Consider the following 10,670-nt stretch of genomic DNA (forward strand, 5'->3'; position numbering starts at 1 on the left):
AGTGGTGAATGGTGTTAAGACGTGTGCTATTCAGATGTGGATGGGACGGGTAGGGGCGGCGGGGGCGAAAAAAACCAGCCCCCCACCCCTCACGCATACCGCTCCAACAACCCACCCACATACCCCCGCAACCGCCCCCCCCCAAGCACCCCAGCCGTCAAATCCCCCCGCCCATCGGCCAGTCGCCGCCCGCCCAGCGACACGTACCGCTCCCCCTCGAAGAGCACATTCCCGGGATGAAAGTCCCGGTGCAGAAAGCACCCTTCGTACGCGGGAGCCGCCCGCCGGATCACCTCCACGGCCCGCTCCCACAGCGCTCCGCCGGGGATACGCACCCGCTCCGGAGACGTCCAGGCCTGGTAGTCACGCGGCAGCTTCTCGAGTACGACCTCATGGATCCGTACGAGTTGACCCGCGAGCAGATCCAGCCGCCGCTCCAGGTCCTCCCCCCGAGGCGTCGACCCGTACCCGCCCCGGCAGCAACGACGTCAACAGCGAGGGATGGTCGCAGTGTTCGGCATCGGCGTCGGCGTCGACCGCGATCAGCCGAGGCGCGGGCGCAGCCCGCCCACGCCGCCAGCAGCGTCAGTACGTCCGCCTCCCGGGCCAGCAGCCCCGGCCCGTGATGCCGGAAGAACGGCTTCACGAACGACCGCAGCACCACACCACCGTCGTCCAGGGTGAGCTGCCGCATCTGAGAGCTCCAACCGCCGTACAGCGTCCGCGAGTCACGCACGGCAGCCCCCTCCGGCAACTGCTTGGCCACTCAGGCCCGCGTCGCCGTCCACCCCCGGTCGCCAAGACCGGTGAGCACGGCGTCCACGAACTCCCGCCGGTCGTCGGCGTGATCGCGGAACCGGAGCCCCAAGAAGTGGTCGGCGTCGGGGAGTTCGAGACGAGTGAACTGCGCCCGCGCCGCCAGCGACTCCGTCACCGCATCGGTCACCTCGGCCGGAATGACATGATCGGCGCCCGGAACGACCAGCACCGCCCGCCCGTCGTACGCCCGCAGCACCTCCAGCGCGGGCGCCCCGCACCAACTCCCCGGCGTCCGGATCAACTCGCTGAAGCGCCCGTCCCCGTCACCGAACGGCACATCCCACGCCTCGCCCCCGTACACGGCGGGCGCGCACAACCCGAGCGCGGCGACCCGCTCCCCGTAGTGCCCCGCGAGATCCGCCACCGTCTGCCCGCTCATGCTGAACCCCACCAGCACGAGTGGACTGTCCACCGGAACCCGCGCCCCGATGACCCCGACGGCCTGCTCGAACCGCCGCCGCAGGCTCAACTCGCCGAGCGCGCCCGTACTTTCACCGTGCCCGGAGAAGTCGAAGGCGAGCCCCTGGCAGCCACGCGCGACGAACTCGGCGAGCAGCGGCAGCAGTCGCTCCTTGCTTCCGTTGCCGGCGCCGTGCAGCAGAACGACGGTCGCCGCACCCGGATCCCCGCCCGGGTCACCCCCGTACACCCCGCTGAGCAGTTCACCGTCGAAGTCGTACGAGAAAGGAAGCAGCTCACTCATGAGCCCATTCACTCATGAGCCATTCACTCACGCCGTGCGCGGGAGAAATGCAGATGCGCCGACTACTCCTCCGTCCCTACGCTGGACAGGCGTAGCGAAGCCGTAGACACCGCTTCTCGCCGGACAGGCGTCACTCACGGGACTCGGGGCTACTCTCTACGCACCGACGGAGGGACGCCCACCCCCAGCGCCCCGTCGGAGCACACCGTCACGCACATCACCGCTCAACCACCCACGCCACCACAAGGAGTCCCGTCATGGGCACCTTGATCATTTCCGCGACCGTCGTTCTGATCATCATGGGCTTCAACAACAGCATCCTGTGGCTCGGCGCCGCAGGTCTGCTCTACGTCTACTTCCGCTACGGCCGTACGGGGAGCGGCACAGCGGCCTCCTCGTCCGGATCCGGGGGCGGCGCCCCGGCCGCGGGCTCCTCGCCCGCCAGCTACCGCGCCTACCGTCAGCGCAGGGACCAGCAGGCCAAGTGGGAGCGCCGCTACCGTCGCGAGCGCCCCCTGGAGTCCCGCCGCCAGGACCGCAAGGGCAAGTAGGTCAAGTAGGGCAAGTAGCACGACGTGTCCCCGGTCTGTCACCTCACAGACCGGGGGCACCCCACACCGGGAACCACCGGCTCAGATCCTCCTCGATCCGCAGATCCCCGGAGAGCGCGGCCCGCACCTGCAACTCCAGGGAACTGTCCCGCCGTTGACCGTGACCGTCACTGCCGGTCAGCGGAGAGAAGGGATAGAAGGTCCCGCGCTTGTAGAGATAGACGAGAGCAAGCCGCCGGGCACCCTCTCCCGAACCGTCGGGATCCTCGAACCCGACCACGGAACACAACAACTGAGGCCCGAACCCACTGGCCTCCAACGCACTGTTGACCGCGTGCAGATCCCCCACGAGCGCGGGCAGATCCTCGGGCCCGCGCCGTGACACCAGCCATGAGTACCCGTACTCGTCCCGGACCAGCTCGACCGGCGGCCCGGTCCGCTCCGTGTCCGCGTCGAGCAGCTCCTGGACCTCCTTGCGTACGTCGTCGAAGGCCGCGCCCTCCACAGTGGCGAAGCACACCGACCCGCGGCCCGTGGGCGTGAAGCCGGCCGCGGCCTGGAGGGTCACCGCGGCCGAGGGCAGCCCGAAGAGCCGGTCGAGATCGGGCAGGACGGGCTTGGTACGCCCCAGCAGAATGTCCAGCAGCCCCATAGAGCCTCCTCACACCTTCCCGGAGCCGCCGCCAGGAGTCGCAGCCTCTCCCAACTCGGTCGAGATCTGCCCCAGTTGGTCGAGCCGCTGCTCCAGACTGGGGTGGGTGGAGAAGTACCGTGCCAGGCCCGGGTCCTTGCCGAGGGCGGGCGTGAAGTAGAAGGCGTTGAAGGCCTGCGCGGTCCGCAGGTCCTTCGACGGGATCCTGGCGATGTCGCCGGAGACCTTGGTGAGCGCGGAGGCCAGTGCCGAGGGCCGCCCGGTGAGAAGTGCGGCGGACCGGTCGGCGGCCAGTTCCCGGTACCGGGACAGGGCACGGATCAGCAGAAAACTGATCGAGTACACAGCGGCGGAGACACCCATCACGGCCATGAAGACGACAGCGGTGTTCTGGTCCCGCCGACCCCCGCCGAACAGCTGTGAGTAGAAGGCGAACCGCACGATGAGCCCGGCGATGACGCCGAGGAAGGACGCGACGGTGATCACGGCGACGTCCTTGTGCGCGACATGGGACAGCTCGTGCGCGAGCACACCCTCGAGCTCCGCCGGTTCCAGCCGCCGCAGCAGCCCGGTGGTCACGCACACCACGGCGTGATCGGCGTTCCGCCCGGTAGCGAACGCGTTCGGCATGTCCATATCCGAAACGGCGACCACGGGCTTGGGCAGGTCGGCCACGGCACACAGCCGGTCGATCACCCCGTGGAGCTGCGGATACTCCTCCCGCTCCACGACCCGCCCGCGCATCGCGAAGAGGGCGACCCGGTCGGAGAACCAGTACTGCGCACCGAGGAACCCCGCCGCGACCACCACGACCAGCACCCAGGACTTCAGCAACACGATCAACGCGGCGACAAACGCCACGTACAGCAGTCCGAGCAGAAACAGCGTGACCGTCATCCGCACGGTCAGCCCTCGATCGCTCCGCACTCGGTTCGACATCGGTACCACCCCGCAGTCAGGCACTCGCCCCACTGCCCAGTGTGCACCCGCCCCGTCCCATGAAGCGGTCGCGCCCAGCCCTAGGCCCAGCAAAGGCTCGGCCCTGGCGTCGACCCGAGACCGGTCGCGCCCGCTCAGCACCCACTACCAGGCCAGCTGCCGCCCCCGAGCCAGCAACTCGACCACCTCCGCGGCCCAGCAAAGGCTCGGCTCCGATGCCGACCTGGGACCGCTCGCGCCCGCTCAGCACCCACTACCAGGCCAGCTGCCGCCCTGGGGCAATCAGCGCGACCGCCTCCGCGGCCCAGCAAAGGCTCGGCCCCGGCGCAGGCCTGGGACCGGGTGCGCCCGCTCAGCAGGCACTCCCGGCCTGCTGTCGCCCTGGGGCAAGCAGAGCGCGACCACCTCCGCGGACCTGCAAAGGCTCGGCCCCGGCGCCGGCCTGGGACCGGTCGCGCCCGCTCAGCAGGCACTACCTGGCCGGCTGCCGCCCCCGAGCGAGCAACTCGACCACCTCCGCCGACCCGCGCGGCACATCGGCAGTCGCCTGCCAACCCCGTACGGACGCCGCGGCCCATTCCCGCAGCCGAACATCGGGATCGTCGAGCAACGAGACCGCGGCCCGCAGCCGCACCAGCCCCCCACACGCGTCCAGCAACCGGAACGCGGCCACCCGCGCATACCGAGGCCACTCGCCACCGAGCGTTCCGTCAGCCGCTCGGTGTCCAGCGACCGTGCGAAGGGCAGCAGCGCCAGCGTCGCCTCCCGCACCACCCCGGGCGCCGGGTCGTCGAGCAGCGCCCGCAGCCGTCGTACGTCCGTCACATCCAGCGCCCGCAGTCCCGCCACCGCCCGAGCCCGCACCCTGGGGGAGGGATGCCCGAGCAACGGCCACAGCAACTCCGCGTCGGCCCGCTCCCCGCACTCCGCCAGCCCGGCGACAGCACCGGGGGACAGCGCCGGGTCGTCCGGCCGGGCACACCGGTCCCGGTACCAGGCAGCCGGGTCACCGCCCACCTGCCGTACGACATACCGAGCACAGGCCCGCACCACCCCGGCCCGGTCGGCGAGAAACCCCTCGGCCCGCTCCCCCTGCCCGGCCCGCCGCAGCGCGGTCACCCCGGCGGACCGCACCCGAGGCCCCCGCGCCCCGAGCAGAGCATCGAGCACGTCGCCCTCCGCCCCTCCCTCCCGTACGGCGGCCAGGGCGGCCTCGGCGCACAGGTCCTGGACGACGGGGTCGGGGTCGCGGGCGGCGGCACGGGCGAGTTCGGCGGGGGAGAAGTCCCCCTCGTCGACGGCCAGCCGGTACGCGAACCGGCGTACGCCACGGTCGGGGGAGGTGAACATCGGCGCGAGACGCTCACGGGGCACCCGGCGCAGCACCTCGTCGAGCAGGTCGACGGCGAAGACACCCCGGCCGCGCCGACTGCCCATCAGGATCAGCGGGGCCAGCCCGACAGCTGTGTCCACGTCGTCGAGGACCGCCCGCAGCACTTCCCGGGCCCGCTCCCGCACGGGCGCCACCCAGTCGGCGGTCCGGACGACGACCAGCGGCCACAGCCCGGGACACCCGGCCGCCGACCCGAGAGCCGCCTCACGTATCCGCCCGTCGGTGTGGCACAGGGCGAGCGCGAGCCTGGACTCGGGGAGGGCATCGGGGTGCCGGAGGACAGCGACCTCGGTGGGCGGCAGCGGGAGCCAGTAGAGCCAGGACCGAATACCGGCATCCAGCCCGAGCCAGGCCCCGGGGTCCTCGCCGTCGACCACCTCCGACAGCGCAGCCCCTTCGGCCAGCCGCCGAGCGGTCACTTCGCCACCCCTGATGTCCTCGCGCATACCCGCCCCCGGTGCCGTCCGCCGTATCGCGTGATCGTAGGCCGGGGGCAGCCGCAGGTCGCGCGATATACGGACGCCAGGACTCACGCCAGCACAGCGAGCACGGCCAGCACGGCCAGCACGGCCAGCACGGCCAGCACGGCTAGTACGGAGCCCGGAACTGGACGTACCCCAGCACCAGAATGACCGCGGCGACACAGCCAAGGACCACGACCGTCGATATCCAGGACGACCTGCGCGGCCCCGACCCCTCGGGCTCACCCCGGAACGGCACCGCTTCCGGCGGATTCTCCTTCCACCGAGCGGCCAGCATCCGCGCCCGAGCGGAGGGCTCCTTCAACTCGGCGTTGTCCGCCCACTTGATGTCGAACTCCCGCTCGTTGTCGTCCTGTTCGGACCTGCCCGTCATCCCCGTTGCCTCTCTGATCCCGTCCGGTCCCATACCTGTTGCGAGTGCCTGTGCGAGGTCTTTTCAGCATAGTCCGTACGTATGACAGCGCCCCCGCCACCGAAACCGGGGCGAGGGCGCTGACGTACACCGTTACCGGGCGCCTGGTGGCACCGGCCGACTCACACGTCGAAGTACAGCTCGAACTCGTGCGGGTGCGGACGCAGCTGCAGCGGCGCGATCTCGTTCGTGCGCTTGAAGTCGATCCACGTCTCGATCAGGTCCGGCGTGAACACGTCGCCCTGGAGGAGGAACTCGTGGTCGCGCTCCAGGGAGTCGAGGACGGCCGGGAGGGACGTCGGGACCTGGGAGACGCCCGCGTGCTCCTCGGGGGCCAGCTCGTAGAGGTCCTTGTCGATCGGCTCGGCCGGCTCGATCTTGTTCTTGATGCCGTCCAGGCCCGCCAGCAGCAGCGCCGAGAAGGCGAGGTACGGGTTGCCGGAGGAGTCGGGCGCGCGGAACTCGACGCGCTTGGCCTTCGGGTTGGAGCCCGTGATCGGGATACGCATCGCGGCGGAGCGGTTGCGCTGCGAGTACACCAGGTTGACCGGGGCCTCGAAGCCGGGGACCAGACGGTGGTACGAGTTCACCGTCGGGTTGGTGAACGCGAGCAGCGACGGGGCGTGCTTGAGGATGCCGCCGATGTAGTAGCGGGCGGTGTCCGACAGGCCCGCGTAACCGGCCTCGTCGTAGAAGAGCGGCTGGCCGCCGGTCCACAGGGACTGGTGGACGTGCATGCCCGAGCCGTTGTCGCCGAAGATCGGCTTCGGCATGAAGGTCGCGGTCTTGCCGTTGCGCCACGCCACGTTCTTCACGATGTACTTGAAGAGCTGGAGGTCGTCGGCCGCGGCGAGCAGCGTGTTGAACTTGTAGTTGATCTCGGCCTGGCCGGCGGTGCCCACCTCGTGGTGCTGGCGCTCGACCTGGAGGCCGGAGTTGGCCAGCTCCAGGGAGATCTCCGCACGCAGGTCGGCGAAGTGGTCGACCGGCGGGGTCGGGAAGTAACCGCCCTTGTAGCGGACCTTGTAGCCGCGGTTGTCCTCCAGCGCACCGGTGTTCCAGGCGCCCGCCTCGGAGTCGATGTGGTAGAAGGACTCGTTCTCGCGGGTCGCGAAGCGGACGGAGTCGAAGACGTAGAACTCCGCCTCAGGGCCGAAGTACGCAGTGTCGGCGATGCCCGTCGACGCCAGGTACGCCTCCGCCTTCTTCGCCACGTTCCGCGGGTCACGGGAGTACTGCTCACCCGTGATCGGGTCGTGGATGAAGAAGTTGATGTTGACCGTCTTGTCCTTGCGGAACGGGTCGACACGCGCGGTGGACAGGTCGGCGCGGAGCGCCATGTCGGACTCGTGGATGGCCTGGAAGCCGCGGATCGAGGAGCCGTCGAAGGCAAGTTCCTCGTCCGGGTCGAAGGCCGTCGCCGGCAGTGTGAAGTGCTGCATCACACCCGGCAGATCGCAGAATCGGACGTCGACGAACTTGACGTCCTCGTCCGCGATGAACTTCTTGGCCTCGTCGGCGTTCTGGAACATCCAGCTCCTCCTACTCCCGGCCGTCCGTGCCGGGGTGGTAGTTCGTTCGTGCGGCCAGTGCGGTGGCACACGTTGGATCCGACCTTAGGGACAGGTGATTTCTCAGGCATGACCCATTTGTTTCGACCAAGTTAACCGGACTCCGGCCGGGCGACCCACCTGTAGGTATCGAAAATCGGGCGCAGTACGGTGGTCGGGTGGACAACAGGGACGCAATCGGCTCGTGGCTCTCCGGACCGCGCGCAGCCGCGGAGGAAGCCGGTGTCGACTTCGGATACCGGGGGGAACAGCTGGGCCTGCCCGAGGAGGGCCCCGGCTCGATCGCCCGCCCGGGCCGCCGCCTCGGCGCCCTGGCCTTCGACTGGGGCCTGTGCCTCTTGATCGCATACGGCCTGGTCACGGACAGCTATAACGAGGCCGCGCAGGTCTGGGCACCGCTCATCCTCCTCGCCCTGCTCCTGCTCACCCTGGGCACACTCGGCTTCACCCCGGGCAAGCGGCTCTTCGGCCTGCGGGTCGTCGCCCTGGACACCGGTCGCGTCAGCCCGCTCCGCGCCGCGCTGCGGACGATCCTGTTCTTCCTCGCCCTCCCGCCCCTGATCTGGGACCGCGACGGCCGAGGACTGCACGACCGCTTGGCGCGCACCGTGGAAGTACGGATCTGACACTTTTCCGTGCAGTACGACGTTGGGGGCGCCCGGAGTGATCCGGGCGCCCCCAACGTCGTACGAGGGAGAGAGTGGGCGTCAGCGCATCTTGCCGCCGCGCGGCATGCGCATCCCCTTCGGCATGGGGCCCTTCGGCAGCGGCATGTTGCTCATCAGGTCGCCCATCGCCCGCAGCCGGTCGTTGGTGGCGGTCACCTGGGGGCCGGCGAGAACGCGCGGCAGCTTGAGCATCGTCGTACGGAGCTTCTTCAGCTCGATCTGGCCCTCGCCCGTGCCGACCAGCAGGTCGTGCACCGGCACGTCCGCGACGATGCGGGCCATCTTCTTCTTCTCGGCGGCCAGCAGGCTCTTCACCCGGTTCGGGTTGCCCTCGGCGACCAGCACGATGCCGGCCTTGCCGACCGCGCGGTGCACCACGTCCTGGCTGCGGTTCATCGCCACCGCCGGAGTCGTCGTCCAGCCCCGGCCGATGTTGTCCAGCACGGCTGCCGCGGCACCCGGCTGACCCTCCATCTGTCCGAACGCGGCCCGCTCGGCCCGGCGCCCGAACACGATCGCCGTCGCGAGGAAGGCGAGCAGGAGCCCGAGAATTCCGAGATAGATCGGGTGACCGATCAGGAAGCCGATCGCGAGGAAGACACCGAAGGTGAAGATTCCGACAGCCGCGAGTACAAGACCGATCTTCTTGTCGGCCTTGCGGGTCATCTTGTACGTCAGAGCGATCTGCTTGAGTCGCCCGGGGTTCGCGGCGTCCGCCGCGGTTTCCTTCCTCGCCATGCCGTGAAGTCTACGTGGCCTTGGAAGCGCCGACGACGGCGGTGCCGTCGGGAGGCGGTCTGGAGGTGGGGGAGCGGTGCTCAGTGACGGGTGGCCAGGGCCTGTTCGAGGACGCGCTGCGCCTCGACCCGGTCCTTGGCACGACGGCGGTCCTCCAGGACGGAGGTCCAGGCGTTCTGCCGGGCGGTGCGCTGGCCGCTGCTCATCAGCAGCGACTCGACGGCACGCAGTGCGTCGGTGAACGACGGAATGGGTGTGGCGCGAACGGGCGCGGCCTGCATGGTGGTGGTCCCCCCTCGGAACGGCTCTGGGTAAGGGTGCACATCGTGTAAAGACAGGGTCACTGATTGGTGTTACCAGGGCGTGACCTGCCGGTCAAACACCGATGAAGCCTTGATACGGAAGGTGAAAACGCCGATGCGGCCCTGACGTATGCCCTCAACTGGGAGGACGGTCAGGACCGCACGGAATCGGCCGTTACTGGCGGGTAGTTACTTGTGCGCGAATTCACACGTCCGCTGCGCCCTTGCTGGGCAGGGCGGGTGACGGTGTGTCAGGCCGGGTCAGACCGCCTGGGAGGCGATGTACGCCCCCCGCTTCTCGATCGCCATCTGGTAAAGCCGCCCGGCGCGGTACGAGGAACGCACCAGCGGTCCGGACATGACCCCGGAGAAGCCGATCTGTTCGGCCTCCTCCTTCAGCTCGACGAACTCGTGCGGCTTCACCCAGCGTTCGACGGGGTGGTGCCGGACGGTCGGACGCAGGTACTGCGTGATGGTGATCAGCTCGCACCCGGCCTCGTGCAACTGCCGGAGCGCCTCGCTGACCTCCTCGCGGGTCTCGCCCATGCCGAGGATGAGGTTGGACTTCGTGACCAGACCGTAGTCGCGGGCGTCGGTGATGACCTTGAGCGAGCGGTCGTAGCGGAAGCCCGGGCGGATGCGCTTGAAGATGCGGGGGACCGTCTCGACGTTGTGCGCGAAGACCTCGGGGCGGGAGGAGAAGACCTCGGCCAGCAGCTCCGGTACGGCGTTGAAGTCGGGCGCGAGCAGCTCGACCTTGGTGCGGCCGGCCTCGCGGGCCGCCGTCTGCTCGTGGATCTGGCGGACCGTCTCGGCGTACAGCCAGGCGCCGCCGTCTTCGAGGTCGTCACGGGCGACGCCGGTGATGGTGGCGTAGTTCAGATCCATCGTCACCACGGACTCCCCGACGCGGCGGGGTTCGTCGCGGTCGAGGGCCTCGGGCTTGCCGGTGTCGATCTGGCAGAAGTCGCAGCGGCGGGTGCACTGGTCGCCGCCGATGAGGAAGGTCGCCTCGCGGTCCTCCCAGCACTCGTAGATGTTGGGGCAGCCGGCTTCCTGGCAGACGGTGTGCAGGCCCTCGCTCTTCACGAGGTTCTGCATCTTCGTGTACTCGGGACCCATTTTCGCCCGGGTCTTGATCCACTCGGGCTTGCGCTCGATGGGGGTCTGGGCGTTCCGGACCTCCAGGCGCAGCATCTTGCGTCCGTCGGGTGCGACTGCGGACACGATGGCTCCCTGTAGCTTCGATTCTTCGGCGTACACCAGGGTACGCCCGTGCGCTTCCCGCCCTGCGAGACGGGCAACCTTCGGGACGGGGGGTGCATTCCCGGGGCGGTTTTTCTTCGCCCCCGCCGCCCCTACCCGTCCCATCCCTGGGGGCTGCGCCCCCAGACCCCCTTTGTCCTCAAACGCCGGACGGGCTGACATACCAGCCCGTCC

10 protein-coding genes and 1 pseudogene are annotated in these 10,670 nt (G+C 69.4%); 2 read left to right on the top strand and 9 right to left on the bottom strand.

Features of this window, described 5'->3' with window-relative positions; all coding sequences use genetic code 11:
* Positions 1 to 89 precede the first annotated feature (89 nt).
* A pseudogene (locus tag ACWCRB_RS46735) lies at positions 90 to 1,522 on the bottom strand (alpha/beta fold hydrolase).
* A gap of 257 nt (positions 1,523 to 1,779) precedes the next feature.
* Between ACWCRB_RS46735 and ACWCRB_RS46740 the strand changes: the two are divergent.
* On the top strand, positions 1,780 to 2,073 hold the full coding sequence (locus tag ACWCRB_RS46740; protein WP_451001893.1) for a hypothetical protein: 294 nt from the start codon (positions 1,780 to 1,782) through the stop codon (positions 2,071 to 2,073).
* Positions 2,074 to 2,116: 43 nt separating this feature from the next.
* Here the strand turns inward: ACWCRB_RS46740 and pspAB are convergent, their stop codons facing one another.
* The 5 genes from pspAB to glnA all read right to left on the bottom strand — a co-directional run bounded on the left by pspAB (position 2,117) and on the right by glnA (position 7,483).
* Positions 2,117 to 2,725: a PspA-associated protein PspAB gene (gene pspAB, locus ACWCRB_RS46745; protein ID WP_451001894.1), complete on the bottom strand. Its 609-nt coding sequence runs from the start codon at positions 2,723 to 2,725 to the stop codon at positions 2,117 to 2,119.
* A 9-nt stretch (positions 2,726 to 2,734) separates the two neighbouring features.
* Positions 2,735 to 3,664: a zinc metalloprotease HtpX gene (gene htpX / locus ACWCRB_RS46750; protein ID WP_451001895.1), complete on the bottom strand. Its 930-nt coding sequence runs from the start codon at positions 3,662 to 3,664 to the stop codon at positions 2,735 to 2,737.
* A gap of 462 nt (positions 3,665 to 4,126) precedes the next feature.
* The gene (locus ACWCRB_RS46755) at positions 4,127 to 5,503 is read right to left on the bottom strand and encodes a hypothetical protein (protein ID WP_451001896.1); all 1,377 of its coding nucleotides are present in this window, start codon (positions 5,501 to 5,503) and stop codon (positions 4,127 to 4,129) included.
* Positions 5,504 to 5,645: 142 nt separating this feature from the next.
* Entirely contained in the window at positions 5,646 to 5,912 is a 267-nt protein-coding gene (locus ACWCRB_RS46760; protein WP_451001897.1) for an SCO2583/SCO2584 N-terminal domain-containing protein, read from the bottom strand.
* Positions 5,913 to 6,073: 161 nt separating this feature from the next.
* Positions 6,074 to 7,483, bottom strand: coding sequence for a type I glutamate--ammonia ligase (gene glnA / locus ACWCRB_RS46765; RefSeq protein WP_235479713.1), 1,410 nt, complete (start codon positions 7,481 to 7,483; stop codon positions 6,074 to 6,076).
* A 197-nt stretch (positions 7,484 to 7,680) separates the two neighbouring features.
* Here glnA and ACWCRB_RS46770 point away from each other — a divergent pair, with 197 nt between their 5' ends.
* Positions 7,681 to 8,148, top strand: coding sequence for an RDD family protein (locus ACWCRB_RS46770; protein WP_451001898.1), 468 nt, complete (start codon positions 7,681 to 7,683; stop codon positions 8,146 to 8,148).
* 81 nt (positions 8,149 to 8,229) lie between these two features.
* Here the strand turns inward: ACWCRB_RS46770 and ACWCRB_RS46775 are convergent, their stop codons facing one another.
* The 3 genes from ACWCRB_RS46775 to lipA form a co-directional block, all read right to left on the bottom strand.
* The gene (locus ACWCRB_RS46775) at positions 8,230 to 8,928 is read right to left on the bottom strand and encodes a DUF4191 domain-containing protein (protein WP_105975996.1); all 699 of its coding nucleotides are present in this window, start codon (positions 8,926 to 8,928) and stop codon (positions 8,230 to 8,232) included.
* 80 nt (positions 8,929 to 9,008) lie between these two features.
* Complete coding sequence (locus tag ACWCRB_RS46780; RefSeq protein WP_235479716.1) at positions 9,009 to 9,209, bottom strand: SCO2195 family GlnR-regulated protein; 201 nt, start codon at positions 9,207 to 9,209, stop codon at positions 9,009 to 9,011.
* Positions 9,210 to 9,491: 282 nt separating this feature from the next.
* A complete protein-coding gene (gene lipA / locus ACWCRB_RS46785) occupies positions 9,492 to 10,457 on the bottom strand; it encodes a lipoyl synthase (protein WP_451001899.1) in 966 nt (321 codons plus the stop codon).
* Positions 10,458 to 10,670: the final 213 nt, after the last annotated feature.

This window comes from Streptomyces sp. NPDC002156 (assembly GCF_053593675.1).